Origin of the sequence: Sorangium sp. So ce836 (genome assembly GCF_028553905.1) — a bacterium.
GTDB lineage: Bacteria > Myxococcota_A > Polyangia > Polyangiales > Polyangiaceae > Sorangium > Sorangium cellulosum_D.
Map to the genome: position 1 here is coordinate 5,923,882 of NZ_CP102233.1, position 26,316 is coordinate 5,950,197.

Annotated in this window: 18 protein-coding genes; 5 read left to right on the plus strand and 13 right to left on the minus strand. The window is 73.3% G+C overall.

Annotated elements, in window-relative coordinates:
* From NQZ70_RS21395 to NQZ70_RS21430, 8 genes are all read right to left on the minus strand, one after another.
* Entirely contained in the window at window positions 1–1,140 is a 1,140-nt protein-coding gene (locus NQZ70_RS21395) for a response regulator (protein WP_129575860.1), read from the minus strand.
* Window positions 1,137–2,243 (minus strand): chemotaxis-specific protein-glutamate methyltransferase CheB, encoded by a 1,107-nt coding sequence (gene cheB / locus NQZ70_RS21400; protein WP_129575861.1) that lies wholly within the window; start codon window positions 2,241–2,243, stop codon window positions 1,137–1,139. The genes NQZ70_RS21395 and cheB overlap by 4 nt, the downstream gene beginning before the upstream one ends.
* A complete protein-coding gene (locus NQZ70_RS21405; protein WP_129575862.1) occupies window positions 2,240–4,309 on the minus strand; it encodes a response regulator in 2,070 nt (689 codons plus the stop codon). The genes cheB and NQZ70_RS21405 overlap by 4 nt, the downstream gene beginning before the upstream one ends.
* Window positions 4,310–4,318: 9 nt before the next feature.
* Window positions 4,319–5,791, minus strand: a complete 1,473-nt coding sequence (locus tag NQZ70_RS21410; protein WP_129575863.1) for a CHASE3 domain-containing protein — start codon at window positions 5,789–5,791, stop codon at window positions 4,319–4,321.
* Entirely contained in the window at window positions 5,788–6,360 is a 573-nt protein-coding gene (locus tag NQZ70_RS21415; protein WP_129575864.1) for a chemotaxis protein CheW, read from the minus strand. Before NQZ70_RS21415 ends, NQZ70_RS21410 begins: the two co-directional genes overlap by 4 nt.
* Complete coding sequence (locus NQZ70_RS21420) at window positions 6,357–7,976, minus strand: protein-glutamate O-methyltransferase CheR (protein WP_165374087.1); 1,620 nt, start codon at window positions 7,974–7,976, stop codon at window positions 6,357–6,359. Before NQZ70_RS21420 ends, NQZ70_RS21415 begins: the two co-directional genes overlap by 4 nt.
* Window positions 7,973–8,410, minus strand: a complete 438-nt coding sequence (locus NQZ70_RS21425) for a chemotaxis protein CheW (RefSeq protein ID WP_061621928.1) — start codon at window positions 8,408–8,410, stop codon at window positions 7,973–7,975. Before NQZ70_RS21425 ends, NQZ70_RS21420 begins: the two co-directional genes overlap by 4 nt.
* Before the next feature lie 155 nt (window positions 8,411–8,565).
* Complete coding sequence (locus NQZ70_RS21430; protein ID WP_129575866.1) at window positions 8,566–10,008, minus strand: ABC transporter substrate-binding protein; 1,443 nt, start codon at window positions 10,006–10,008, stop codon at window positions 8,566–8,568.
* 491 nt (window positions 10,009–10,499) lie between these two features.
* Between NQZ70_RS21430 and NQZ70_RS21435 the strand changes: the two genes are divergently transcribed.
* Entirely contained in the window at window positions 10,500–14,867 is a 4,368-nt protein-coding gene (locus NQZ70_RS21435; RefSeq protein WP_129575867.1) for a DNA topoisomerase 3, read from the plus strand.
* A gap of 18 nt (window positions 14,868–14,885) precedes the next feature.
* Here the strand turns inward: NQZ70_RS21435 and NQZ70_RS21440 are convergent, their stop codons facing one another.
* From NQZ70_RS21440 to NQZ70_RS21450, 3 genes are all read right to left on the minus strand, one after another.
* Window positions 14,886–15,014, minus strand: a complete 129-nt coding sequence (locus NQZ70_RS21440) for a hypothetical protein (RefSeq protein WP_020736078.1) — start codon at window positions 15,012–15,014, stop codon at window positions 14,886–14,888.
* Window positions 15,015–15,274: 260 nt separating this feature from the next.
* Window positions 15,275–16,927: an SBBP repeat-containing protein gene (locus NQZ70_RS21445; RefSeq protein ID WP_237245489.1), complete on the minus strand. Its 1,653-nt coding sequence runs from the start codon at window positions 16,925–16,927 to the stop codon at window positions 15,275–15,277.
* Window positions 16,928–17,024: 97 nt separating this feature from the next.
* Window positions 17,025–17,843 carry an SDR family oxidoreductase gene (locus NQZ70_RS21450; protein ID WP_129575869.1) on the minus strand — a complete coding sequence of 273 codons (819 nt, stop codon included), beginning with the start codon at window positions 17,841–17,843 and terminating at the stop codon, window positions 17,025–17,027.
* 391 nt (window positions 17,844–18,234) lie between these two features.
* Here NQZ70_RS21450 and traA point away from each other — a divergent pair, with 391 nt between their 5' ends.
* Together traA and NQZ70_RS21460 are read left to right on the plus strand one after the other, a co-directional pair.
* On the plus strand, window positions 18,235–20,319 hold the full coding sequence (gene traA, locus NQZ70_RS21455; RefSeq protein WP_237245490.1) for an outer membrane exchange protein TraA family protein: 2,085 nt from the start codon (window positions 18,235–18,237) through the stop codon (window positions 20,317–20,319).
* 2 nt (window positions 20,320–20,321) lie between these two features.
* The gene (locus NQZ70_RS21460) at window positions 20,322–22,205 is read left to right on the plus strand and encodes an OmpA family protein (RefSeq protein ID WP_129581485.1); all 1,884 of its coding nucleotides are present in this window, start codon (window positions 20,322–20,324) and stop codon (window positions 22,203–22,205) included.
* Between the two features lie 272 nt (window positions 22,206–22,477).
* Here NQZ70_RS21460 and NQZ70_RS21465 read toward each other — a convergent pair whose 3' ends face one another.
* Window positions 22,478–23,134, minus strand: a complete 657-nt coding sequence (locus NQZ70_RS21465; RefSeq protein ID WP_129575870.1) for a hypothetical protein — start codon at window positions 23,132–23,134, stop codon at window positions 22,478–22,480.
* 166 nt (window positions 23,135–23,300) lie between these two features.
* Here NQZ70_RS21465 and NQZ70_RS21470 point away from each other — a divergent pair, with 166 nt between their 5' ends.
* Together NQZ70_RS21470 and NQZ70_RS21475 are read left to right on the plus strand one after the other, a co-directional pair.
* Entirely contained in the window at window positions 23,301–23,816 is a 516-nt protein-coding gene (locus NQZ70_RS21470; RefSeq protein ID WP_129575871.1) for a peptidylprolyl isomerase, read from the plus strand.
* Between the two features lie 170 nt (window positions 23,817–23,986).
* Window positions 23,987–24,475: a hypothetical protein gene (locus tag NQZ70_RS21475; protein WP_207217911.1), complete on the plus strand. Its 489-nt coding sequence runs from the start codon at window positions 23,987–23,989 to the stop codon at window positions 24,473–24,475.
* Between the two features lie 35 nt (window positions 24,476–24,510).
* Here the strand turns inward: NQZ70_RS21475 and NQZ70_RS21480 are convergent, their stop codons facing one another.
* On the minus strand, window positions 24,511–26,310 hold the full coding sequence (locus NQZ70_RS21480) for a HAMP domain-containing sensor histidine kinase (RefSeq protein WP_129575872.1): 1,800 nt from the start codon (window positions 26,308–26,310) through the stop codon (window positions 24,511–24,513).
* Window positions 26,311–26,316: the final 6 nt, after the last annotated feature.

Sequence of the window (26,316 nt, forward strand, 5' to 3'; positions counted from 1 at the left end):
TCAGCTCGCGGCGGACGCCGCGTCGCGCGCGAGCAGGCTGATGGCCGCGATGCCGCGCTCGGAGTCCTCCTCGTTCAGGAACATGCGCAGCGTCTCGCGGATGGCCGGCAGCGCGCGGTGGAGGTCCTCGGGCGACATCGACCACGGCTCGATGCCCGCGCGCCGGCACGCCCGCACGATGGTGCTCGGCCCGATCACGCTCGAGAGCCCGCTCACCGCGACGACCTGATCGAACAGCGTGCCGGCCCCCGGGAACACGCTGCGCGCGCGGCTGCCGGCGCGCGAGCTCGGCGGTGGCAGATCCGGGCTGCTCCCGGCGCGCCGCGCGGCGGCCCCGCCGCCCGCGGCCGGAGCTGGCCTGCTCCGGAACAGGCCCCGCAGCCGCGACCGCAGCATCGTCAGCTCGGGCGCCTTCAGCACGAAGTCGTCGACGCCGATGCGCGCGCCCTCCGCCCGCGTCGCGGCGTCGTCGTGCCCCGTCAGGATGACCACGGGGATGTGGCTCGTGCCGCTCGATTGCTTGATCCGCCGCGCGGCCTCCAGGCCGCCCATCCCCGGCATCAGGAGGTCCATGATCACGCAGTCGACCCCCTCGACGGAGAGCAGGCTCAGCGCCTCCTCGCCCGACTGCGCCGGGATGACGTCGCAGCCGTCTTGCCGCAGGACGTGCGCGAGCGAGGCGCGGTACGTGGGGCTGTCGTCCACGACGAGGATCTTCTTGCCGCTCAGGCCCGAGCCGCCGCCCTCCGCCGCGCGGCGCGCGCTGCTTCGCTCGCTCACGAGCTCCGTCGCCCGATGCACGAGGTAGCTCCCGTCGTACGGCTTCCCGACGTACTCGTCGGCGCCCATGCTCAGCCCGTGGATCCGGTGCCTCACCTCGATCTCGGTGGACAGCAGGATGACCGGCGTCTGCGCGAGATCCTCCGAGGTGCGGATCTCCCGGAGGAGGTCGAGCCCGTCGCCGTCCGGCAGGAGCACGTCGAGGATCACCAGGGAGAACGCCCTCGTCCTCAGGACCTTCTGGGCAAGCGCCTTTGTCTCGCACGCCGTCACCACGAACCCGGCGCCCGTGCTGAGCAGGCTCCGGAGATCCATGCGTATCGTGAGGCTGTCATCGACGATCAGGACGTGCGGCTTCATGGCGATTCCCTTCTGCTCCTGGACAGCGCCAGCAAAGTAGGGCCGATGGCCCCTGCGGATAAGACGTGCTGCGCCGCGCCCCGCGCGATGGCCTCCCGCGGCATCCCGAACACGACCGACGACGGTTCGTCCTGGGCGAGGGTCGTCGCCCCCGCGCGCTTCATGGCGAGCATCCCCTCGGCGCCGTCGCGGCCCATGCCCGTGAGCAGGCAGCCGACGGCGCGCTCGCCCACCTCGACCGCGATCGACTCGAAGAGCACGTCGACCGAGGGGCGGCACGAGTGCCGCTCCGGACCGTCGGTCAGGCGGAGCCGCCCCTTCTGGACCACGAGGTGCCGGTCGGGCAGCGCCAGCCTCACGCCGGGCCGGCCCGCGCGCGGGAGCGGCTCCCCGTCGGCCGCGATCGAGACCGGGATCGCGAGCCGCCCGGCCAGCCACTCGGCGAACGCCGGCGCGAACGGCGCGCCGATGTGCAGGACGAGCAGGATGGGCACGGGGAACGACGCCGGCAGCGGGCTCAGCGCCTCGACGATGGCCGACGGCCCCCCGGTCGAGGCGCCCATCGCGATGACCCGGCACCAGCCGTCATCCGTGCGCGCGCCGCCCGGCGCCTCCGCGGCGGGCAGGGGGCGCGCGGGCCGGAGCTTCCTGCGCAGGTGCGTGATCACCTTGATGCGCGCGACGAGCTTCACCGCGCTCACGAGCCGCAGATCCCAGGCGTCGCCCTCGTCGCCGGCCGCCGGCTTGTCGAGCACGTCCACGGCGCCCGCGGCCAGCGCGTCGAACGTCCCGAGCGCCTCCCCGCGCTCGAGCGAGGCCGAGACGATGAGGATCGGCGTGGGGCAGTAGGCCATCACGTGCTCGGTCACCGCGACCCCGCTCGCCTTGGGCATCATCATGTCGAGCGTGAGCACGTCGGGGCGCAGCTGCTCGCACAGCGCGATCGCGGCCTCCCCGTCGCCGGCCTCGCCGACCACCTCGATCTCCGGGTCCGCCTCGAGCGCGCCGACGATGCGCCTGCGGACCGTGCGCGAGTCGTCGGCGACGAGCACGCGGATCTTCCGCGAGGGGATGCGGGGCTCGGCCTGCGGCGCGCGGCTCACGACGGGGCCCCCCGCGCTCGAGCGAGGAGCTCCGCCACGGTGTCGAGCAGCCGCCGCTGGTCGAACTCGCCCTTCACGATGTAGTCGTCCGCGCCCGCGTCCCTGGCGCGGCGGCGATCGGCCGCCGACGACAGCGACGTCACGATGACGAGCGGCGTCTCGCGCAGCGCCGGATCGGCGCGGACGCGCTCGGCGAACTGGAAGCCGCTCATCCCCGGCATCTCCACGTCCACGAGGAACAGGCCGTAACGCCGCTCGGCCGCCTTGCGCAGCCCCTCCTCGCCCGAGGACGCGAGATCGACCTCGTACCCGCCGGACTCGAGGATGCTCTGCTCGAGCATCCGGGTGGTGAGCGAGTCGTCCACGACGAGGATCGGCGGCGGCGGGCGCCGCTCGCGCCTCGGCGCGCCGCTCGGGCCGGCGGCGCGCACGAGCTCGACCAGGCCGCGCGGATCGAGCACCAGCACCGGGTCGCCGCGCACGTCGAGGCTCGCCCCGAGCGCCGCGGGCGGCGCCCCCGCCGCCGCGGGGAGCGGCTTCACGATGACGGGCACGGCGCCGAGGAGGCGATCGGCCCCGAGCACCGCCTGCGACGGGCCCGCGCCGACGACCACCGCGCAGCGCGGCTCGCCCTCCGGCTCCGCCGCGCCGAGCACCGCGGCGAGGCGCGCGAACGGCACGACGCGATCCTCGATCACGATCGCGTCGCGCTCCGGGCCGCGGACGATCGCGCCCGCCTCGAGCCGGAGCGCGAGCCGCGCCGCGTCGAGCGGCAGGAGCGCCAGGTGGCCGCCGTCCTCGATCCGCAGCGCGGTCACCGACGAGAGGGAGATCGGGACAACGAGCTCGATCGTGGTCCCGCGCCCGGGCTGGCTCTGCGCGCTCGCCGTGCCGCTCAGCTTCGCCGCCGTCTCGCGCACCACGTCGAGGCCGACGCCGCGGCCCGAGAGCGAGGTGATCGCCTCGCACGTGCTCACCCCCGGCCCGAAGATGAGCTCCAGCGCGTCCTCCGCGGTGAGGTCGTACGCCTCCTCCTCGCGGCGGAGCCCCGCGCGCACGACCGCCCTCCGGACCGCGGCCACGTCGACGCCGCGGCCGTCGTCGCTGCAGACCAGGGCGACCCGGCTGCCGCGCTGCTCGACCCGGAGCCGGATCTGGCCGGCCGCCGGCTTCCCGGCGGCGCGGCGCGCGCCCTCGGGCTCGATCCCGTGGTCGACCGCGTTCCTCGCCATGTGCAGCGCCGCGTCCCGCAGCCCGGAGATCACAGCGCTGTCGAGCCGGATGTCGCCGCCGCTCGCCTGGAAATCGACGCGCTTGCCGAGCGACTCCGCCGCCTCGCGCACCGCGAGCTCGACCGCCTCGAGCACGCCGGCGCACGGCAGGAGCTGCAGCTCGCGCGTGCGCGCCTGCGCCTGCCGGAGCTCGGTCGAGAGCCGGTCGATGCCCCGCGCGAGCTCGGCGCGGGCGGTGCCGAGCGCCGCGCAGAGCTCGCGGTACAGCCCCCCCGCCCGCCGCGCGCCGAGCTCCCCCAGGTTGCGCACCGCCTCCTCCGGCGAGCTCACGGCCCCGAGCGCCTCCGTGAGGCGCTCGGCCCGATCGAGCGCCTCCGCGCTGCTCCGCAGCGACTCGAGCTGCACGATGGCCTCGCCGATCTCGTCGGCCAGCGCGCCCACGTGGGCGAGATCGACCCGCGCCACGTCCTCGTGCGCGCTGCGCCGGGCCGGGCGGCCGCGCTCGGGGTCGCAGGGCTCCTCCGCGGCGAGGCGGGACACCTCGTCGCGGATGAGCCCGATGAGCCGCATGAGCTCGCTCATGTGCGCCGCCGGGATCGGCTGGTGGTCCCGCCGGAACGGCGTGAGCACGTCCTCGACCGTGTGGGCGAGCTCGGCGACCTTGAGCTGCTTGGCCGCGCCGGCGGCGCCCTTCAGCGTGTGCGCCAGCCGGAAGCACTGGTCGAGCGACTCCCCCTGGCCGCCCTGCTCCTTGAGATCGAGCAACCTCCACGCGAGCCCGTCCGCGAGCTCCTGGGCCTCCATTCGGAAGTATTTGTAGAGGTCGCTTCCCAAGCGGTGCTCCTACGCCCCGGCTGGCCGCTGGATGAGGCGGACGAGGTCCTTCGAGAGCGTCGCGAGCTCGGAGGACGTCTTCAGCGTGACCGACGAGCTCGCCTCCGTCTCGCGCGCGGTGCGCGCCACGTCGAGCAGCGCCGCGTTGACCTGCTCGACCGCCGTGGCCTGCTGCTTGGTGCTGAGCTCGATCTCGCGCGACGCCTCGGCGGTGCTGCTGACGAGCTCCGAGATCTGCCGGAAGCTCGTGGCGACCTCGCCGAACTGGCGCGCGCTCGCGTCGACCGCCTTCGAGCCGCTCTCCGTCGCGATCACGGTCGTGTTCGCGGCCGCGCGGATCTCCTCGATGAGCGCGCGGATCTCCTTGGTCGAGCCGCCCACGCGGTCGGCGAGCTTGCGGATCTCGTCGGCGACCACCCCGAAGCGCCGGCCCGCGTCCCCCGCGCCGGCCGCCTCGATGGTCGCGTTGATCGCGAGGATGTTCGTCTGCTCGGCGAGCTCGTTGATGATCTGGAGGATCCCGCCGATCTCCTGGGATTTCTTGCCGAAATCGAGCATGTGGAGGACGATCTGCTCGACCTGGCGCTGGACGCCGTCGATGCCCTCGCGCGCCCGCTTCACGGTCTCGTCGCCGGCGCGCGCGGCCGCGGCGGTGTCGGCGGCGATCTGCGTCACCCGCTGCGTGCTCTCGGCGATCTGGTGGGACGTCGAGAGCAGCTCCCGCATGGTGGCGGAGACCTCGGTCGAGGTGGTCGCCTGCTCCTTCGAGCCCTGCGCCTGCTGCGTGGCGGCGGCCTGGAGCTCCGTCGCGGAGCTCTCGATGCGGCGGGTCGCCGAGTGGATGCGGCGGTTGATGCCGCGGATGATCAGGAAGCCGACCGCGGCGACGACGAGGACGGTGAGCGCCGAGCCCGCGGTGAGGGTGACGAGCAGGCGCTGCTCGCTCGCCGCGGCCTCCTGCTCCCGCGCCGCGAGGGCGCGCATCTCCTCGGCGCGGAGCTCGCCGGCGACGGCGCGGATGTCATCCATGGCGCGGCGGCCCCGGCCGCTCGCGACGGTCGCCGCCGCGGCCTCGGCGCCCTCGCGGCGGCGCTGCTCGACCGAGAGGCGCATCTCCTCGAGCTTCTCCCGCATGAGCGGCCGGAGCCGGTCGAGCCGCTCCTGCGCGCCCAGGTTCCCCTCGGTCAGCCGGCGCAGCTCCTCGTAGTCGGCGTCGATCGAGTGCAGCGCGATCTCGTAGGGCTCCAGGAACGCGTCGTCGCCGGTGATGATGAACCCCCGCTGCCCCGTCTCCGCGTCGAGGAAGTGGGCGTGGAGCTCGTCGAGCTCGGTGAGCACCCGGTAGGTCTGCTTCAGCTCCTGGCTGATCTCGAGCAGGCTCGCCGTCTTGTGGACGGAGACGACGCCCAGCAGGATCAGCACGACGAGGGGGAAGAACAGGCTGGCGACGATCTGCTGCGGGATGGTCCAGTTGGTCTTCATCGATCTTCCTTGGGACGCTCTGCCCCTCGCTGGGCCCTGCGCAGGACGGTGGCCGCGACGGCGGCGACGCGGAGGAGGCCCCGCGGCCCGCCGTCGACCTCGACGGCCTCCGTGACGAGCTCGCCCGCGCCTTCGCGCTCGCCGGCGGCGGAGCGCGCGCCTTCGCGCGGGATGCTGGCATGTCCCTCGATCTCGTCGATCGCGAACGCGATGTCGGGGTGCTCGGCGCAGACGAGGAGCCAGCGCGGCGCCGGCCCTGCCGCCGCCGCGTCCACGCCGGCGCGCGACCGGCCGGAGACGAGCGCGGCGAGGTCGTACGCCGCGGCGAGCCGGCCGCGGAGGCCGACGAGCCCGAGCAGCCCCGGGGGGCCGCCGGCGAGCGGCACGATCCGGCGGCACGGCTCGACGGCGGCGAGCTCCTCGACGCGCACGAGGAGCCTGCGGTCGCCCGCCCGGACGGCGAGCGCGCGCGCCGGCTCGTCGGCGCGGGTCCGCGCGGGCTCGGCGAAGGACGCGTCGAAGGCGGCCTGCAGCGCGGCGAGGCGCTCGGCGAGCTGGGCGCGCTTCATCCGGCGCGCCCTCCCCGGGCCGTGAGCTCGGCCTGGCAGAGGCCGATCAGCGCCGACCTCGGGAAGCCGCCGCCGAACAGCACGAGGCGCTCCTGCCGCTCCGCGACGAGCAGCGCCGCCGCGCGGCCGAGCTCGTCCCGGGTGGTCGCGAGGTCGCCGGCGCGCTTCGCGAGCAGCCCGAGCCTGAGGTGCGGCATGGCGAAGCTTGGATCGCGCGACGCCGCGGCCTTGTAGTGCTGCGCGGCGCCCGCGGCGTCGCCCGCCTGCTCCTGGCAGAGGCCGAGCACGTAGTGGGCCGCGCCGCTGTCCCCGGCGTCGCCCGCGTCGAGGGTGCGCTGGCAGGCGCGCTCGGCGCGGGCCAGATCGCCCTGCTGGCAGAGGATCACCGCGCGGAGGAGCTCGACCCGGGCGCTCGGCGCGGCCCGCTGGGGCAGCGCCGCGAGCGCCGCCATCGCGTCGGTGAACCGCTCGCCGCCGATGAGCTCCAGCGCCCTGTCGATCGCCGTGAGCTCGGCCAGCGCCGGGGGCCTCGTCGAGGGGGGCCTCGTCGACGGCGGCCTCGTCGACGGCGGCCTCGTCGACGGCGGCCTCGTCGACGGCGGCCTCGTCGACGGCGGCCTCGTCGACGGGAGCGCGCGCCGCGCGGTCGGAGGGGCCGGCGCGTCGCCCCGCGGGGGCGGCGACACGCGCTGGGCCACCTCGGCGACGCGCGCGGAGGCCTCGTGGATGCGCGCGACCCAGCGGCTCGCGCGCGGGGCGTCGCCGCGCGCGGGGCGGGGGGGCGCGCTGCTCCGCCGGTAGTAGAAGATGCCGTGCGAGTGCGCCGCCTCGAACGCGGCGTTCGCGGCGCGGAGCGACTCGCTCGAGGCGAGGAACAGGAAGCCGCGCGGCGCGAGCGCGCCGTGGAACCGGTCGAGCACCTCGGCCATCTTCTCCGGCGCGAAGTACATGAGGACGTTGCGGCAGAAGATCGCGTCGAACGCGCCGGGCCGCCAGAAGGCGGGGTCGTCGTCGAGGAGGTTCCGGACCTGGAACTCGACGAGGCTCCCGATCTCCTGGCGCAGCGCCACGTCGGCCCCGGCGCGCGTGAAGAAGCGCTGGCGCATGTCGTCCGGGACCGCCCGCAGGGTCCACTCCGAGTACCGCGCCCGCTGCGCCTTCCGGATGGCGCCCGGGTTGACGTCGACGCCGACGACCTTGATCCGGTGGGGCAGGAGCCCCGGGTACGCGGTGTGGAGCGCGATCGCCAGCGTGTACGCCTCCTCGCCCGAGGCGCAGCCCGCCGAGAGCACGGTGATCGGCTCGCCGCCCTGGCGCGCGGCGAAGCGCTCCGGCAGGGCGACCTCGACGCAGGCCTCGATCTGCTGCCATTCCCGGAAGAAGTACGTCTCCCCGACCGTGAGCTGGCCCGCGAGGACGTGGAGCTCCTCGCGGGCGACCTCCGGCCGGTCGAGCGCTCGCCGGTAGTCGCCCAGATCGGCGCACCCCCGGGCGCGCATCCGCTCGCGCAGCACGGCCTCGAGATCGGCGCCGAGGTGCAGGGATGCGCGCGAGAGCCCGAGGCGCTCCTCCAGGAGCTCCTCGAGCGGGCCGAGGTCGCGCTCGGCGGAGCTCATGCCGTGCCTCGGAGGGCCGACCACGCGGCCTCGGGCAGGAGCCGCGCTGTCTCGAGCAGCGCCATGGCCTGCCCGTCGAGCGAGCCGAGGCTGTCCACGCATTCTGGCAGGGCCTGGGCGACGAGCGGCGGAGTCCGCTCCAGGGCGGCCGGGTCGAGCGCCTTGATGCCGAGCACCTCGTCGACCTCGAGCGAGAGCGGCCGCGCTCCGGCGCGGACCGAGACGAGGCGCGCCCCGCGCTGCCCGTCGGCCACGCCGAACAGCGCCGCGAGGTCGATCACGGGCACGTGCGCCCCGCGGATGACGGCCAGCCCCCGCACGAACCGCGGCGCGCCGGGGACGCTCAGGACGTCGAGGGCGCGCATGGTCTCGACCACGGCGGTGAGCGGGAGCGCGCAAGCCCACGAGCGGACGCGGACGACCAGGGCTCTCAACCGCCTCTCCTCCTCCGACGCGCAGGTCTCGGCGGCGCGGTGGGGTCTCCTGCGACGTACCTCATGAGGGACCTGCCGCGCCCGGGCGCGACCCTCTCGTCACGTTACCCAATTCCCGAATGCTTTTGAAGACGTGGACGCAGCGTGCGGCGACGTCACGGCGCGCCGGGCTGCTGCTCCAGCGGGGGGTAGAAGATCTTGAGATCGTCGAGCTGCCTCACGTCGCCCGTCCGTTCGCGGGCCCAGGTCTCGGCGTAGTCTCTCGACAGGAACGCGTCGAGGTCGCCGTCTTCCGTCTCCGCGTACCACGCCTGCTCGGCCAGCAGCTTCAGGCCCGTGTGCCGGTCGTGCACGAACATCGCGCGCAGCCGCTTCCCCTCGGCCGAGAGCGCCTGGCGCGCCGCGAGCGCGGAGGCCGCGTTCTCGTACGATCGCACCTTGGCCTCGCCGGCCACCCAGAGCTGCGCGGCCCGCTTCGGCTCCGCGATCGGCGCCCCGGTGCGCGCGTCGCGCTGCGCGAGGGGCACCTTGGCGTGGCGCGCGAGCCGCTCTTCGTAGCTCACGCCGGACGCCGCGCACGCCTGCCGGATGTAGCGATCGTCCACGAACCGGTCGACGTCGAGCGAGGCGTTCGTCCGCTTGAGGAGCGCCAGCGTGTCGGCCGCGATCCGCAGCCCGCGGACGAACTGGGGCTTGAGCGTGACGTCGCGCGTCTGGATCCCGAGGGGACCGTGGAACATGTAAGCCACCTCGGCGTCGACCCCGGTCACCTGCTCGATGATCTCGCTGTACCGCTCGGGATCGCGCTCGAAGATGCGGTCCGCCTCGATGATCGCGCGGAGCAGCCCGACGACGACCTCCGGGTGCTCCTCCGCGTAGGCGGCGCGCACCAGCATGCCGTGCGAGGTGGGGATCTGCGTGGTGGCGCCGTCGTAGATCTTGCGCGCGGCGCCGCGGAAGGGGAGCAGCTCGACGAAGGGGACGAAGCTGGCGTGGGCGTCGATGCTGTTGTCTCGGAGCGCCGCCTCGGCCTCGGCGGGCTGCTGCGACACGAGCGTGACGTCCCGCTCCGGGTCGAGGCCGGCGTCGCTCAGCGCGCGCAGCAGCATCCCGTGCGCCGTCGAGCCGAACGGCACGGAGACCCGCTTGCCCTTGAGATCGGGCACGCCGTGCACCGGGGAGTCGATCGGGACCACGATCCCGTTCCCGGCGCCGGCGGCGCTGCCGGCCAGCGTCGCGATGTAAATGCTGCGCTTGCCCGCCTGCTCCGACGCGATGCCGTTCAGGACCGCCGGGAAATCGGCCATCATGCCGAAATCGAGGCCGCCGGCGATCATCTCGGCCGTGATCGGGGGCCCCGACGAGAAGTCCCTCCATTGGATGTCGTAACGGACGTCCTCGTAGGCCCCTTCTCTGGGGAGATATCGCTTGAGCAGGTCGAGCTCGCGGAGGAGCAGCCCGCCCGTGGCGCAGTTGATCGTCGCGTTCTGCGTGCCGACGGCGACGCGGATCACCTTCTTTTCAGGCGGAGTGCACGCGGCGCCGAGCGCGGCGATCATGAGGCAGAGCAACCACCGCCACGGACAGAGCTTCGTCATAGGAAGGGTGCTTATCGTCGCAGAGCGTCGATGCTCGCAGCGGCGGTGAGCGGCTGTCAAGCGCGGATGGATAGATCGGGAGTCGACCGATGTGTGGTGTGTCAGGCGCGCGGACGACGTGGTGTCATCACCGTCCTTCGAGGACGACAGGCGGCCACGCGCGACCGTCCACGATAGGACCGAGTCCATGTCGCCCGTGTTTCGAGAGGCGGCTGGAGACATCGCGTGACGCGCGCTGGACGTACCGTCGTCGGAGCACGGAGGCGGGGAGGGGAGCCTCCGAGGGGGCATCGGCCTCGGCGCTGCGTTCCCGCCGTTCGGTGGAATTTCTCTGGGCGATCGAGGGCGCCACCGGTCCGCCCACGCGCCGCACGCCGCTCGCGGCCGCCCGGCGCGCTTCTCCATACCGCCCGAGCGCGGCACGCGCTATCAACGCCCCCGCGGGAGGCGCGGGCGACGCCCGCGGCTCCCGGTGGTCGCATGGTCTTCGCATGATCGCCGTGGTCGCAGAGAAGCCCGCCGTCGCCCGCGACATCGCCGCGGTGCTCGGGGCCGCGCGGCGCGCCGAGGGCTTCCTCGAGGGCGGCGGCTACGTCGTCACGTGGGCGGTGGGGCACCTCGTCGCCATCGCCGAGCCGCACCAGATCGACCCCGCCTGGAAGCGCTGGCGGCTCGACCTCCTGCCGATGCTGCCCGCGCGGTTCCCCCTCGTCGTCCTCCCCGGGACGCGGGCGCAGTTCGAGATCGTCCGGAAGATCCTGGGCCGGCGCGACGTCGAGCGCGTCATCTGCGCGACCGACGCGGGCCGCGAGGGCGAGCTCATCTTCCGCTACATCTACGAGGCCGCCGGCTGCAAGAAGCCGGTCGACCGGCTCTGGATCTCGTCGCTCACCCCCGACGCCATCCGCGGCGGGCTGCGGCGGCTGCGCGACGCCCGCGGCTACGACGGCCTCGCCGACGCCGCGCGCGGGCGCAGCCGGGCCGACTGGCTCGTCGGCATGAACCTCTCGCGCGCCTACAGCCTCGTCTTCGATCAGGATCTCTCGGTCGGACGCGTGCAGACGCCCACGCTGTCCATCGTCGTCGAGCGCGAGCTCGCGATCCGGCGGTTCGTCCCGGAGCCGTACCTCGAGGTCGTCGCGACCTTCTGCCCGCTCCGGGAGGGCGGCGAGGGCGCGGCGGAAGCGTCCTACAAGGGCACGTATTTCCGGGACAAACCGCTCGCCAGCGATCCGCGCGAGCCGCCGGGCCCCGCGGGCGAGGGCGAGAAGGCCGAGACCGCGCCGTCGCGGCGGCGCCTCCCGCCGGACGGCGAGGAGGCGCGGCGCATCATCGAGCGGGCCCGGCGCGGCGAGGCGCGCGTCGAGGCGGTGAGGTCCGAGTCCCGCCGCCTCCCGCCGCCGCTGCTCTACGACCTGACCGAGCTCCAGCGGCACGCCAACCGCCTTTACGGCTTCTCGGCGCAGAGGACGCTCGAGGTGGCCCAGGCGCTGTACGAGCGCAGGAAGCTCATCAGCTATCCGCGCACCGACAGCCGGCACCTCTCGACGGACGTGGCCGCCACGCTCGGCGCCGTGGTGCAGGCGATCGAGGGCGCCTACCAGGGCATGCTCGCCCCGGGGACGGGGACCCGGCCGCTCGGCAAGCGCTTCGTCGACGACGGCAAGGTCGGCGATCACCACGCCATCATCCCCACCGGCGCCCGGGCCTCGCGCGCGGAGCTCTCGCCGGACGAGCAGAAGATCTTCGATCTCGTCTGCCGCCGCCTGCTCTCGGCGTGGCACGAGGATCACGTCACCGCGATCACCACGGTCATCACCGCGATCACCACGCGCGCCCGGGGCGAGGGCGCCGGCGCGCCGATCGTGGATCGCTACCACAGCGCGGGCAGCGTCGTGGAGAAGGTCGGGTGGAAGGTGCTCGACATCGGCTTCGGCAAGCCGCCGGCGAGGCCGCGCAAGAAGGCGGAATCGGACGTCAAAGGCGAGGGAGGGGAGGGTCGCGAGGCGGACGAGGGGGAGGGCGAGCGCGAGACCGCGGATCAGCAGCTCCCGCCGGGCCTCGCGCGGGGGCAGGTCCAGCTCGTGCTCGACGCGCAGGCGCTGGCCAAGAAGACGCGCCCGCCGCCGCGCTTCACCGAGGCCACGCTGCTCACCGCGATGGAGACCGCGGGCAGCAGCCTCGAGGAGAAGGAGCTCTCCGAGGCGATGAAGGACTCGGGCCTCGGCACCCCGGCCACGCGGGCGGCGATCATCGAGACGCTCCTCCGGCGCGAGTACCTCGTGCGCAAGGGCAAGCTCCTGCACGCGACCGACAAGGGCGTCGGGCTGATCGAGGTCGTCCACGCGGACGTGAAGAGCCCCGCGATGACGGGCGCGTGGGAGGCGAAGCTCGCCCGCATGGCCCGGGGCGGCGGCGATCTGGCCTCGTTCATGGCGGGCATCGAGTCGTACGTGCGCCATGTGGTGGAGGAGGTGAGCGCCGGGCGGCGCCCGGCCGGGGGCGCGGCGCCTCGGCCGGAGGAGCGGTCGTCTCCCTTTCCGGAGCGCGGCGAGCGGCCGGGTCTCGGGAGCGGCCGCGGCGCTGCGCCGGCGACGGCGGAGGCCCGGCGCGACCGCGAGGCGCCGCGCGCGACGCCCCGGCGCGCGCCGGCCGGCGGCGCGGGGGGCGCGCCGGTCACCGCGTCGCGCGGCGCCCTTCCGGCGGTCGCGGCGGCGGCCGCATCCGCGCTGCCGGCCAGGACGCGTGCGGCGGCCGTGGCGCGCTCGTCCGCCGCGGCGACCGCGCGCGCCACGGCGGTCGAGTCACGCCCGGCGCGCGCCGCGGCGGTCGAGTCACGCCCGGCGCGCCCCGCGGCGGTCGAGTCACGCCCGGCGCGCGCCGCGGCGCTCTCGCCCCCGCCGCCGGCGCGCGCCGCCGCGGACGTCGCCTCGCCGGCGGCGCTCTCGCGTCCACCGCCGGCGCGCGCCGCGGCCGTCGATTCGCCTCCGCGCCCCACAGCGGGCGTCGCGCCTACCGCGGCGCGCGCGTCGATCGCTCCGTCGCCGCCGGCGCCCCGGCCCGCGGATCTCCTCCAGCTGCTCCAGCAGTGCTTCGGCTTCCGCGCGTTCCGCCGCTACCAGGAGGCGGTCTGCCGGACGGCGGCCGCGGGGAGCGACGTGCTCCTCGTCATGCCCACCGGCGCCGGCAAATCGCTCTGCTACCAGCTCCCCGGGATCGCGCGCGGCGGCACGACGCTCGTCGTGAGCCCGCTCATCGCCCTCATGGAGGATCAGGCCGCCAAGCTCCGGGCGTGCGGGTTCGCCGCCGAGCGGATCCACTCCGGCCGGAGCCGGGCCGAGTCCCGCAAGGCCTGCATCGATTACCTGGACGGCGCGCTCGACTTCCTGTTCATCGCCCCCGAGCGGCTCCGCGTGCCCGGCTTCCCCGAGCTGCTCGCCCGCAGAAAGCCGGTGCTCGTCGCCGTCGACGAGGCCCATTGCATCTCCAAGTGGGGCCACGACTTCCGCCCTGACTACCGCATGCTCGGCCAGCGGCTCCCGGCGCTGCGTCCAGCGCCGGTCATCGCGCTCACCGCGACCGCCACGCCGGTCGTGCAAGACGACATCGTCGAGCAGCTCGGGCTCGCCTCCGCGGCGCGCTTCATTCACGGCTTCCGGCGGAGCAACCTGGGTATCGAGCTCCTCGAGGTCAGCCCGGGAGAGCGCCTCGCCCGGGTGCGCGCGCTGCTCGGGCAGGAGGGCCGCACGCCCGCGATCGTGTACGCGCCGACCCGGAAGGAGGCCGAGTCGCTCGCCGCCGGCCTCGCGGAAGACCTCCCCGCCGAGGCGTACCACGCGGGCCTCGCCCCGCAGGTCCGCGACCGGATCCAGGCGGCGTTCCTCGACGGCAGCACCGAGGTCATCGTCGCCACGATCGCGTTCGGCATGGGCATCGACAAGCCCGACGTCCGCACGGTCATCCACGCTGGGCTGCCCGGGAGCCTGGAGGGGTATTACCAGGAGATCGGCCGAGCCGGCCGCGACGGGCTCCCGTCGCGGGCCGTGCTGATGCACTCCTATGTCGACCGGCGAATGCACGAGTTCTTCCACGAGCGCGACTACCCCGATCCGGCGGTCTTGCAGCGGATCGAGGGGACCCTCTCCGCGGAGCCGCGCCCGCGGGAGGAGATCCTGGGCGATCTCGGGATGGATCCGGAGGTCGCGGACAAGGCGCTGGAGAAGCTCTGGATCCACGGCGGCGCGCGCGTGGATCAGGACGGGGGCGTGGCCCTGGGCGAGCCGGGGTGGCGCGGGCCGTACGAGGCGCAGCGGCGCCACAAGCTCGCCGAGCTCGTGCAGATGGCGCGGTTCACCGAGAGCCACGGCTGCCGCATGCTGCACCTGGTCCGCCATTTCGGCGACCAGGAGGACACCGGCGAGCCCTGCGGCCTCTGCGACGTCTGCGCCCCGGCCGCGTGCGCGGCGCGGGAGTTCCGGGCGCCGAGCCGCGACGAGGCGCAGGCGATCGCGAGGATCCTGTCGGCGTTGCGCGACGGCGAGCAGCCGACCGGCCGGCTCTACCGCGAGGCGTTCGCCGACGGATCGCTCGAGCGGCGCGATTTCGAGCACCTCCTCGGCGGCCTCGTGCGCGCGGGCCTCGTGGAGGTGCGCGAGGACTCGTTCGAGAAGGCGGGCGAGCTCATCACCTACCAGCGCGCGTCGCTCACGCCGCGCGGCCGCCTCGGCGAGCCGCCGGTCGACGTCCCGCTCGCGAAGACCCCGCCGAAGGTGAAGAAGCGGCAAGGCGCGAAATCGTCGGACGCGCGGCGGGCGTTCTTCGCGCGCAAGGCGCAGCGGAAGAAGGGCCGGTCGCGCTGAGGGGCGCGCGGCCGGCGATCAGCGGAAGATGCCGAAGTGGCCCAGCACCCACCAGAGCAGGACGAAGATGAGGATGGTGCTGAAGCACCCGCCCCCGAGCTTCTTCGCGCCATAGCCTGCCGCAATCCCACGTAGAATCTTGCTCATCGATGGACCTCCGGCCCCGTGTCGGGGTGCTCGATCTCGACGAAGCAACGGAGGTGCCATCGGGCGACGTCGGACTTTCCTGCGAGAAGCCGATGGCCTCGCTCGCTGGGCGTTGGGGACGTCGGCGCGGGCGCCACACTGGGGCGTTTCGCTACGCGTTTGCGCGCGAGGAGCGTTGAAATTGCGGCGGCGAGAGGCGACGAGCCCGGTCGCGGCGCGGGCGCTGGAGACGGCGGCGGTGACGCCGGAGCGGCGGCGCGTTACCGGCCCAGCTTGGCGACGACGAGGTGCTGGAGGGTGCCGTCGCTGGTCCAGGGGAGGGGGCCCGTGCCGAAGTCGGCGTCCACCGCTTTCGTCCAGCCCGCGACGAGGGTCTCGCCTTCGGGGGAGGTCGCGACCGCGTTCAGGCTGACGCGACGACCTAGGAGGCGACTCCATACGAGCTCTGCATCAGGGGTGAGCTTCGCAACGAAGCCCTGGGTGTCGTTCGTCGCGAGCGGCCCGTCGCCGAAATCGATCTGGCTGGTGGCGTGTCCGACAACGACGATGTTGCCGTCGGGGTCCAGAGCGACGCCGCCCGTCCACTGATCCCCGTCGCCGCCGAAAACACGCGCCCAGCTGACAGTGCCGTCAGCCTCAAGCTGCACGACAAACGCATCGTTGTCGTCCGAGGCCGTCAGTGTGTGTGCCCCCACCTTCAACTCGTCCCTGAAATATCCCACCACGACAGGTCGCCCCGAGGCGTCCACGGTGATACCCCTCGCCTGCACGGACGCCGCCTCGCCGAGCGTCGTGACCCAGGCGGGGACGCCCGATGGCGTCAGCTTCACGACGAAGCTGCTGCTCTCGATCTCGACCGTGCCTCCCAGGTCGAGAGGTCCGCTGGACAAGCCGGCGACGAAGATATTGTTCGATCGGTCCACCGCCACAGCGCTGGCCTCCTGCGCCTCTGTGCCGCCGAGCTTGCGCGTCCAGCAGCCGGGCGTGGTCACGAGGCCTTTGGCGCCGTCCAGCTTCGCCACGATGATATCCGAGCTGCCGTCTGGCGAGATCGGTCCCTCGCCGAAATCGATCGGCCCGTTGAAAGACCCCACCACGACGACATTATCGTCTGCGTCGATCGTGACGGCAGAAATCTCGCCGTCCAAGCCGCCGCCGAGGCCCTTGCTCCAGGTGTGCTTGCTCGACGCATCCATTCGTGCGACGAAGGCTCCCCGTGGAAGCGGCCCACCGCCGAAGTCGGTTGCCCCGCTGTCGGTTCGGCCTCCTAGCACCGGGTTTCCGCGGGAATCTATGGCTAGGCCCCACGGGTTGTCTGAGGAAGAGTCCCCGAACTTCCTGGCCCACAGGACATCTCCGGCCGGGCTCAGCTTCAAGAGCAGAACGTCTGTGGTGTCGGCCGAGGCGAATGTCGCATCGTCAATGGTGATCGTGCCGAAAAAGGCGGCACTGACAAACACGTTTCCCTCGGCGTCGCTTGCGATGCCCATGGGGTAAATGTTTCCGGTCTGCTCGTACGCGGTCGCCCAGACGATGCACTCCAGTCCGTCGCAGTTCTCGTCTTCCGCGGCATCGCACCGCTCGACCGCCGGCAAGATCTCGCCCTCGCACGCGCCCCAGGTCCCCTCGGCGCCGCAGGTGCGTGTCCCTTCACGGCAAGCGCCCTCGTTCCTGGTGCCCGGCGGACCGGCGTAGCACGCCTCCGAAGCGTCGGGCGTGCACGTCGGGTCCGTACCCTCCGAGCCACCTGCGCCGCCGCCGCCCGCCCCGTCCGGCGGCCGATCCGCGAACTCGTCGAGGCTGAGCAGCAGGGCGCACCCGCTGCCGCAGAGGCCCAGGCCGACGAAGGAAAGCAGGACGTGAAATTGTGCTCGTGCTCGCATGACCTTCCGCGCGCTCCAGAGCCGCAGCATGGGCGGTAGAGCAGGCGCCGGAACTGAGGCTATCACGGGCAGAGCCGCGCGCGCCGCCTCCGCGGATCGATGGGTCGCCGGGAATCGAGCTCTCGTCCTAGCCGCGGCCGCCTCGCGGAGGCGCGCCATAGCCGAGGAGCGGGAGCCCGATTCGCGCCGAGAGCCGGCGTATCGCCGCGCGCGGCAGCACGCGCGAGAGCTGAGCCGTGGCCTTGCTCAACGCGGTCGGGACGGCGACCACATCGCCGCGATCGGCGGCGGAGATGCCGAAGGACGCGCAGGCCTCGGCCGAGAGCTCGAACGGCAGCTTCCGGCGCGGCACACCGGGCGCGCCTGTGTCGAAGATCTCGGTGGTCACCGGTCCCGGGCACAGGGCCGTCACGGTGACGCCGCTCCCCTCGAGCTCCGTGGCCAGGCCCTCGGAGAACGAGAGCACGAACGCCTTCGTGGCGCCGTAGACCGCGTGCCCCGGGGTCGGCTGGAACGCTGCGAGCGAGGCGACATTGAGCACGCGCCCTCCGCCGCGCGCCACGAGGTCGGGGACGATCGCCGCGCACAGCGCGACGACGCTCTCGCAGTTGAGCCGCACCAGCATGGCATGCGCCGCGGGATCGCCTTCCAGGAACGGCCCGAGCCGTGTCGCTCCCGCGTTGTTGACCAGCCAGCCCGCGCCGCCCAGCGCGCGCGCCCGGTCCCGCACCCGCTGCGCGGCGCCCTCGGCGGCCACGTCGAGCTCGAACGGATGGATGGGCGCGTGGCCGGCGGCGCGAGCCTGCGCAGAGAGCTCCTCAAGGCGGTGTGCTCGCCGGCCGATGGCGAGCACCGGCTGCCCGCGCGCCGAGAGCTGCCGCGCGAGCTCCGCCCCGATGCCGGACGACGCACCCGTGACGATGGCAAGACCCGAGGTCGTGGTCATGGCGCACTCCTTTACGCCGAGCCGTCCAGGATCGCGAGCAGACTGTTGTTCCTGGGCAGGGCGAGCGCGGAAGCTCTAGAGGAGTCGCCGTCGCGACCCTTGCCGCAGAGCGTTAGCCGCACAGTCACGCGCACGTCATCCGACGCGGGCGCACTTCCCAGCGGCGGCATCAACGCATTGCGGTGATAGCGCCCACGCTCCAGCGGGAGCCGTCGCTTGCCGCCGCGATGCGCCGGCCGTCCCCGCCGGCATGGAAGCACGGGAAGGTGGAGGGCCGTCCCCTACACCTGGAGACGGCGCCCCCCGCCTTCTTTTCTTGCGGAGCGCTACGGCCACCGGTTAGCCTACTGACCGTGCTCTTGGAGAGTCGATGCTAAGGACCGGCAGAGCCATGCGCAATCGACGAGCCGTTCTGGCGACCGCGGCTCTCTTCACGCTGCTCCCGGCGTCTGCCCACGCCGCGCCGGTCAAGGTCTACGAGCCTTACATGGATCCGCTGGACGTCGAGGGCACCGGCCTCTGCTCCGCGTCGGCCATCTCGACGGATCCGCTCCGTGACTTCGGCTTGCTCACTGCAGAGACGTACAACTCCGGCATCAACGCCTTCATGGAGGAGCACAAGACCTACAGGACGGGCCGATTCGAGAAGGTCGTCCGGACCGTCTTCGATCTCAGCAACAACAACAACACCGGACTCCAGCTGAGCCACGGCGACTTCACGGGATCGATGTCGCCCGAATGCGAGTTCGGCGGGTGCGCATTCTACCGGGAGCCCGATCCGGATAATCCTGGCGCGTACGTCAACGACCTGAACAATCCGAACACGTCGTTCGCCACGCGGTTCCGGGGTTTTCTGAATGTCACGCCGGATCTCGCCGACAAGCCGATTCACTTCGGTTTCTATACGGACGACGCCGTAAGCCTGACCTTCTTCGATCTGAACCTCGGCTCGGTTTCCGTGCTCGTCCGCCCGACGAGGCTCGGCCAGCCTACATGGCGCACCACGAACGCCGTGACGTTCGAAAAGCCCGGCCTGTATCCGGTCGAAATCCTCTACGTCGCGGTCGCGGAGCACTCGGCGCTCGAGATGTCGTACCTGATCGGTGATTTCACCGACTACGAGCTCGGCACGAGTGAGCCTGGAGCCCGGAGCCTGGCGAGCGATGGTTTCACCCTCTTCCAGCCGACCCAGTTCTTTCAGACGCTGAGCGGCTCGCCGTCGTTCCCCGATCTCGATCAGTGCCAGCAGTGCAATCGCCAGTTCATAGGCCAGGCCGGCAACAACGGCTGTCCCGGCAGCTACTACTGCAACGAGGCCGCGCTCTGCGCCCCGTGCGACACCGCGTTCTTCTGCGGCGAGTCCTGCTCTCGGTGCGAGGGCGACAAGCAGTTTTGCATCAACCTGAACGACGAGTTCCAGTGCGCTGAATGCCGCACCGACGACGACTGCCGCGAGGGCTTCAGCTGCGATCCCGAGACGCACGTCTGCAACGAATGCAACGTCGACCCCGACTGCCCGCGCGGCGAGATCTGCGTCGACCACGCCTGCACGCCGTGCGACACGCCCGACCGGTGCGCCGGCAACTCGTGCAACTGCTGTCCGAACGGGATCAACGGCACGCAGATGGACTGCGCGGCCGTCGAGCCGGGCGGGATCGAGATGTGCGTCGAGTGCCTCACCGACGCGCAGTGCCCTGGTGACAAGGTGTGCCACGTGCCCACGGGCCACTGCGTCGACAGGCCCCTCCCGACGAACGCGCTGCCCAACTGCTGCGGCGAGGGCTGCGTCGATTGCATGCACCCCGAGGACCCGAACGACCCGCAGACGCCCCCGGTGCCGTTCTGCCTGCCCGGGCCGGTCGGGACGGCGTGCGCCGCGTGCCGCAACGACATGGATTGCTCCGAGGGCCAGTACTGCCTGAGCGGCGAGTGCAAGGCGTGCGTCGAGGACCGGCGCTGCGGGACGCGCTGCGACAGCTGCGGCGGCGATACGCCGTTCTGCTCCGGCCAGTTCGCCGAGTCCGCCGTCTGCGTGCGCTGCACCTCGGACGAGCAGTGCGCCGGCACGACGTGCAACCCCGAGACGCACGAGTGCGACCCGGGATGCATGGCGACCTGCGACGAGGACACCCCGTACTGCGACGGCCAGCGGTGCGTCGAGTGCTACGCCGACACCCAGTGCCCCTGCGGCAACACCTGCGACCTGTCGAACAACACCTGCGACATCTCCTGCAAGTCGAACCTGGACTGCCTCGGCAACGAGCACTGCCGCTGGACCGACGAGGCGGACGCCAAGGAGTGCGCGCTCGGCCCGATGCCGGACAACGTCGCGTGCGGCGGCACCCTCGCCGAGATCTGCAGCGTCTCGGTCGTCGGCGAGAAGGGCGCCGACCCGCGGCCCGCCGGGCTCCTCGCCCTCGCGATGCTGGCCCTGCTCGAACGGACGCGCCGCCGGCGCAGCGGAGGTGCCTCGTGAGAATGCGCCGGCTCCTCCTCCCGCTGCTCGCGCTCGCGGGGCTCCTCGCCGAGCGCCCCGCGCTCGCGGAGGAGGGGCGCTTCGACGCCCAGGTCTTCCGCCCCGCGGCCGCCCCGCGCGACCTCGTGATGGTCCAGAAATCCGAGGTCATCGGCAACCTCTCGCCGACCATCGGCCTCTACAGCGACATCGCGGCCGACCCGCTCGTGCTCTTGCTCGCGGGCGACGACACGAAGCAGACCGTCAACGCCATCACCGGTCGGCTCGAGCTCGCCCTCCTCGCGGGCATCGGCTTCTTCGACGTGTTCGACGTCACGATGGCCATGCCGCTCATCCTCTTCCAGGAGGGCGGCAACCTGCGCCGGTTCGGCACCGAGGGCTCGGTGAAGAGCACCACCGTCGGCGATCTCCGCCTCTCCACGAAGATCTCGCTCCCGTACCTGAACCGCAAGGAGCAGGTCAAGGAGGGGTTCGGGATGGCGATCTCGGGCAACCTGAACTTCCCCACGGGCGACCAGAACGCGTTCGCCAGCGATGGCGCGCTGAGCGGCGGCGCGACGCTCATCGCCGACTACCGGTTCAACTTCGGCCTGCTCCTCGCCGCGAACGCCGGCATCTGGCTGCGGCCCGACAACCAGTTCTCGGGCGTGCGCGTCGGCGACATGGCGCAGTTCGGCGTGGCGGCCGAGCAGTACGTCGTGCAGCGCTGGGGCCTGTCCGTCATCGGCGAGGTGTACGGCTACCCGTCGCTCACGAGCTACCCCGACGACCCCGGGCAGATCCCCGCGGAGGCGCTCCTCGGCCTGCGCTGGCAGACCAAGCACGGCATCACCATCACCTTCGGCGGCAGCTTCGGCGCGGCGTGCGGCTTCGGCGCGCCCGCGATCCGCTTCTTCAACGTCATCACGTGGCAGCCGAAGACCTCGCAGGAGCAGGAGGAGATCAACCGCCTCCAGCAGCGCGACAACGACGATCCGGATCGCGACGGCCTCATCGGCGCGGCGGACCGCTGCCCCGACGTCCCCGGCAGCCCCGAGAACTTCGGCTGTCCGGACCTGGACACCGACGGCGACGGCATCTTCGATCGCGACGACAAGTGCCCCGACAAGCCCGCCGGCCCGCACGGCAAGGACGGCTGCCCGCTCGCCTTCGTCCGCGGCGACGAGATCGTGATCACCGAGCAGGTCCACTTCGCGACCGACAGGGACGTCATCCTGGAGGACTCGAATCCCACCCTCGAGGCGGTCGCGCAGGTGCTGATCGACAACCCGGAGATCCGCGAGGTGCGGATCGAGGGCCACACCGACGTGCGCGCGACGGACGTCTACAACCTGGCCTTGTCCCAGCGCCGCGTGGCGAGCGTCATGGCCTACCTGATCGCGAAGGGCGTGGACCCGTCGCGCCTGCAGGCGAAGGGGTACGGGCACGCGCAACCGATCTACGACGACACGGGCTGCGTCGGGCCCGACGACCAGCTGAGCCCCGACTGCCAGTTCATGACGTCCAAGAACCGGCGCGTGGTCTTCCGCATCCTGCGCTACGGCTCCGCGGCGCCGAAGCCGCTCACCGGCTCGCCCGAGGGGAGCGAGGAGCTCTTGCCGTCGGGCGGGGTGCTGCCGCAGAAGACGCAGGGCACGCTGCCGACCCAGGGCACGCTGCCGGGCCAGGGGGTCCTCAAGCCGAACGTGCTGCCCAGCGGCGGATCGGCGCTCCCGTCAGCGGGCGCGGTGCCCGGCGGCGCGGCGCCGCTGCCGAACCGCGGCGAGGCGGGGGGGCTCCCGAGCAAGTCGGGGGTGCTGCCGAGGTCCGGCAGCACCACGCCGGCGCCCTCCTCGTCCGGTCAACCGCCGGCGCCGCCGCAGAAGCCGACGCCGGCGCCGCGCTAGATGTCGATGGCGGTGATGACCGCGAGATGAACCGCCAAGGAACGCCAAGAACGCCAAGAAGAGAACAAGACTTGGCGGTCTTGGCGGCTTGGCGGTTCGAGCTTCTGCTCCTTCGAGCGTCGCTCTAGGCAGGAGAGCGGAGGTACGACGGGACGCGGCAGGCTGCCCGTCCCACGGTGGCGGTGTGCTTCGCGCGGCGCACGGGCTCGACGCGCAGGTCGAGCGCCGCGCCGGTCACAAGAACGCAGCGGCGCTCGAAGCGCCGGGTCGCGCTACTTCTTGGGCGCCGGCTTCGGGGGCGTGGGGGACGACGGCTTGGCCGACGTGGCCGCGGACGGCGACGGAGAGGGCGCGGACGACGACGGCTTGGCCGACGTGGCCGCGGACGGCGACGAGGGCTTCGCTCCAGGCTTGGACGGCTGCCCGGGCTTGCCCGGAGTCGCCGAAGCCGCAGGCGCAGCGGCGTCCTCGTACGGCTCGTCGGTCGCAGGCGCAGCCTCCTCCGCCGGCGGCGCCTCCGGCTCGGGAGCCGCCGCGGAGTCGCCGGGCTTCGTGGCCGGATGGAACGTCAGCGGCTTCGCCTCGCCTTCCGTGCGGCGGACCCAGATCACCGCGGTCCCGCTCGCGACGCTGGCATAACGGCCGTCCTCGGTGCGGATCTCCTCGTTCACCGCCTCGATGACCGCATCGCCGCCCACGGCGCACGCAGCCTTGCGGAGCGACTCGAGGCGCTCCGCCTCGGTCCGGGCCTCGGGATCGCTCGCGATCGGCTGAAGGCGATGGTACTCGCGATCGGGCAGCTGGCCTGCCGGTACGACGTGCATGTCGCTGCAGAACTCGCCGGAAGGCGTACGTTTGTCCCGGAAGGGGGTGCTGCAACCGGCGATCAGCGCGGCACCCAGTGCCGCCGAGAGGAGGAGGCGCTGCATGGTGCCTTCTTACCAGCGATGCGACGCGCGATGCAAACCCCGCGCATCGCGCGCGACGCCGATCCGCAGGACAGGCGCCTCCCGGCAGGTGGACCACCGCCCACACGGGCGCGCACCCGCGCGCCCCGTGTTCCGATCGTGTGAACGCCTGGCTATGCTCGCGGCGATGCGCCCGCTCGAACGACACCCTCGTCTCGTCCCTCTCGCCCTCGGCGCGGCGCTCGCCGCCGCGTGCGGCGCGCCCCAGCCCGCGCCGCGCGCCGCCCCGGGCGAGAGCGCCATCGCCGAGGCGAGCGCCCCGAGCGCCGCCGCGTGCCTCGCGGCCGCCAACGCGAAGCGGCAACCCCGCGCCGACGAGCCGGCGCGCATCGGCGTGAAGCACGTCCTCGTCCGCTACGCCGGCGCCGATCGCGCCGAGGGCGCGACGCGCACGCGCGAGGAGGCCTGCCTGCGCGCGATGGAGGCGCGCGACAAGATCCGCGGCGGCGCCGGCTTCGACGACGTGGTGGCGCAGTACAGCGAGGAGGCGGGCGCTGCGTCGCGCGGCGGCTCGCTCGGCACCGTGGAGCGCGCCGACGTCCTGCCGCCCTTCGCCGACGCCGCGTTCGAGCTCGACCCCCACCAGCTCAGCGACGTCGTGGAGACCCGCTATGGATTCCACGTGATCTTCAGGACCGAATAGCCCTCCTGTCGCGCACAGGGCCCCTGTTCGAGACCGCTCTACTCGACCCGCGCGCGCCTCGCGCCCCCCGCGTCTCGCACGTCACGCGCGCCGCCCAGCGCCGCGCGCCTGCGGCTCGCGCGCCTCGCCCGAGGGTTGCGTTCTCGGCGGAGGCGCAGCATGAAGCACCCATGCGCGCCCACCAGCTCTTCGCCGCCCTCGCCGTGATGATCGCCTCCCCAGCGCTGCTGATCGCGGCGTGCAAGTCGAGCGACGATCCCGAGGACGCGGGCCCCGCGCCGGCCGACATCGCCGCGCCGACCACGGCGGCGCCGCTGCCGGCGGCGACCGGGACCGTGCCCGCCGCGACGCCGACGCCGGCCGCGCCCGCGGCGCCCGCGAAGGCCTCCCCGGCGCAGCCTGCGGCGGGCACCAAGGCGGACGCGGGCGCCGCGCCCGACGGCGGCGACGGCGGCGCGCCGAAGGACGGGGGCGCGACCGGAACGCCCGACGCGGGGGCGCTCTCGGGCAAGCTCGCGGCGTGCGCCGCCAAGTGCCAGTCGATCCTCCAGACCTGCCTCACGCCGAAGTTCCCCGCGGACGGCGGCCTGCCGCAGATCGAGAATCCGGCGGCGTGCCAGAAGTCGTTCGACGACTGCCGCGACGCCTGCGCGCCGTAGCGCCCGCCGCGCGCGGCCAGCGGGCGCAGCCCGGGCTACCTCGGGGCCGCGGCCGCCCCGCCCGGCAGCGTCACGCGGAAGAGCGCGCCGCCGGCCTCGCCGGTCGACACCGTGATGTCGCCGCTCATCGCCTCCACGAGGTGCTTCGCGATCGACAGGCCGAGCCCGGTGCCGCCCGAGGCGCGGGAGCGCCCCGGATCCACGCGGTAGAACCGCTCGAAGACGCGCGCCTGGTGCGCCGCCGGGATGCCGGGGCCGTCGTCCTCGACCTCCAGGATCACGCGCCCGTTCGCGGCCCTCGCGCGCACGTCCACGCGTGAGCCCTCCGGCGTGTGGTGGATCGCGTTGTCGACGAGGTTGGTCAGGACCTGATCGAGCGCGCGCGGATCCGCCTCGACGAGCGTGCCCGGCGCGACGTCGACGGTCACCTCGGTCCGCTTCTCCCGGGCGCGCCCGCGCAGGAGCGCCACCGCGGCCTCGGCCTGCGCCGCGAGGTCGAGCGTGCCCGGCGACAGCGACCGCTCGCGGCCCTCGATGCGCGACAGGTCGAGCAGGTCGTTCACGAGCCGGTGCAGCCGGGCCGCGTTCCGCTCGATCACCTCGACGAAATCCCGCGCGGCCGCCGGGTCGTCCAGCGCGCCGCCGAGCAGCGTCTCGCTGCTCGCGCGGATCGACGCGACCGGCGTGCGCAGCTCGTGCGACGCGTTGGCGATGAAGTTGCGCTGCAGCCCCTCGATGCGCCGCAGCTCCGTCACGTCGAAGAAGACGGCGACGACCCCCGCCGCGCCGCGGCCCTGCGCCGGTAGCGCGAGCGGCGCCGCGTTCACGACGAGGATCCGGCGGCCCGGCGGCCCCGCCGCGCCCGGCGACGCCGGCGCGATCTGGATCTCGCGCGTCGCCGCCGCGCGCGCGAGCGCGACCTCCTCGATGAGCTCGTGCAGGCTCGCGGAGCGGAGCACCTCGAGCGGCGGGCGACCGACCGGGTCCCCGCGGATGCCGAGCAGCTGTGACAGCGTCGGGTTGACCAGCGTGATGTCGCCCCGCTCGTCCGTGACGAGCACGCCCTCGCGCATCGACTCGAGCACCGCGCCGAACCGCTCGCCCTCGCCCCCGAGCTCGCGCCGTGAGCGCTCCAGGCTCTCGGCGAGCTCGTCGAGCGCGCCGCCGAGCGCGGCGATCTCGTCGCGCCCCTGCACGCGCGCGCGCCGGCTCAGATCCACGCGCATCTCCCGCGCGACGCCGGTCAGGTAGACGAGCCGCCCGGAGAGCGCGCTCGCCCCGGCGAGCGCCGCGCCCACGGCGAGCGCGAGCGCCAGGAGCGTCCCCTCCACGACGCGCGTGTGGGCGGCGGACAGGGTGCGATCGATCGCCACCGGCTCGAACGCGAGCCGCACGACCCAGGGCCCGTCCGGCCGGTCGAGCCGCTGCGCCGCGTACAGCATCCTCATCCGCGTCGTCTTGCTCACGCGCTCGCTGTGCCCCACGCCGTGGTGCCGCGCGTCGGCGACCTCGTCGCGCGTCGCGTGGGCCTCGAGGTCGCCGAGCCGCTCCGGCGCGACCGACGAGTCGCCCCGCACCGCGCCGCTCGGATCGATGAGCGTGACGCGCGCCCCCGCGCGCGCCGACAGCGCCGACGCGAGCGCGGGGGCCTCGGCCGCGAGGTCGCCCGCCCTCGCGGCGGCCTCGGTGACGAGCGCCGTCCGCGCGGCCAGATCGGCCGCCGTGTGCTCCCCGAGCTCCGCGCCGAGCGTCTTCACGACGTAGCCGTCGAACACCACCGCCGCGAGGACCGCGATCCCCACGGCGAACGCGATGAGCTTGCTCCGAATACCCATGTCACC

What these genes read in the sequence shown, in the direction of transcription:
- NQZ70_RS21395 (WP_129575860.1), bottom strand. Translation starts at nt 1,140, where the DNA reads ATGAAGCCGCACGTCCTGATCGTCGATGACAGCCTCACGATACGCATG.
- NQZ70_RS21410 (WP_129575863.1), bottom strand. Translation starts at nt 5,791, where the DNA reads ATGAAGACCAACTGGACCATCCCGCAGCAGATCGTCGCCAGCCTGTTC.
- NQZ70_RS21415 (WP_129575864.1), bottom strand. Translation starts at nt 6,360, where the DNA reads ATGAAGCGCGCCCAGCTCGCCGAGCGCCTCGCCGCGCTGCAGGCCGCC.
- NQZ70_RS21420 (WP_165374087.1), bottom strand. Translation starts at nt 7,976, where the DNA reads ATGAGCTCCGCCGAGCGCGACCTCGGCCCGCTCGAGGAGCTCCTGGAG.
- NQZ70_RS21430 (WP_129575866.1), bottom strand. Translation starts at nt 10,008, where the DNA reads ATGACGAAGCTCTGTCCGTGGCGGTGGTTGCTCTGCCTCATGATCGCC.
- NQZ70_RS21435 (WP_129575867.1), top strand. Translation starts at nt 10,500, where the DNA reads ATGATCGCCGTGGTCGCAGAGAAGCCCGCCGTCGCCCGCGACATCGCC.
- NQZ70_RS21440 (WP_020736078.1), bottom strand. Translation starts at nt 15,014, where the DNA reads ATGAGCAAGATTCTACGTGGGATTGCGGCAGGCTATGGCGCGAAGAAG.
- NQZ70_RS21445 (WP_237245489.1), bottom strand. Translation starts at nt 16,927, where the DNA reads ATGCTGCGGCTCTGGAGCGCGCGGAAGGTCATGCGAGCACGAGCACAA.
- NQZ70_RS21450 (WP_129575869.1), bottom strand. Translation starts at nt 17,843, where the DNA reads ATGACCACGACCTCGGGTCTTGCCATCGTCACGGGTGCGTCGTCCGGC.
- traA (WP_237245490.1), top strand. Translation starts at nt 18,235, where the DNA reads ATGCGCAATCGACGAGCCGTTCTGGCGACCGCGGCTCTCTTCACGCTG.
- NQZ70_RS21460 (WP_129581485.1), top strand. Translation starts at nt 20,322, where the DNA reads ATGCGCCGGCTCCTCCTCCCGCTGCTCGCGCTCGCGGGGCTCCTCGCC.
- NQZ70_RS21465 (WP_129575870.1), bottom strand. Translation starts at nt 23,134, where the DNA reads ATGCAGCGCCTCCTCCTCTCGGCGGCACTGGGTGCCGCGCTGATCGCC.
- NQZ70_RS21470 (WP_129575871.1), top strand. Translation starts at nt 23,301, where the DNA reads ATGCGCCCGCTCGAACGACACCCTCGTCTCGTCCCTCTCGCCCTCGGC.
- NQZ70_RS21475 (WP_207217911.1), top strand. Translation starts at nt 23,987, where the DNA reads ATGCGCGCCCACCAGCTCTTCGCCGCCCTCGCCGTGATGATCGCCTCC.
- NQZ70_RS21480 (WP_129575872.1), bottom strand. Translation starts at nt 26,310, where the DNA reads ATGGGTATTCGGAGCAAGCTCATCGCGTTCGCCGTGGGGATCGCGGTC.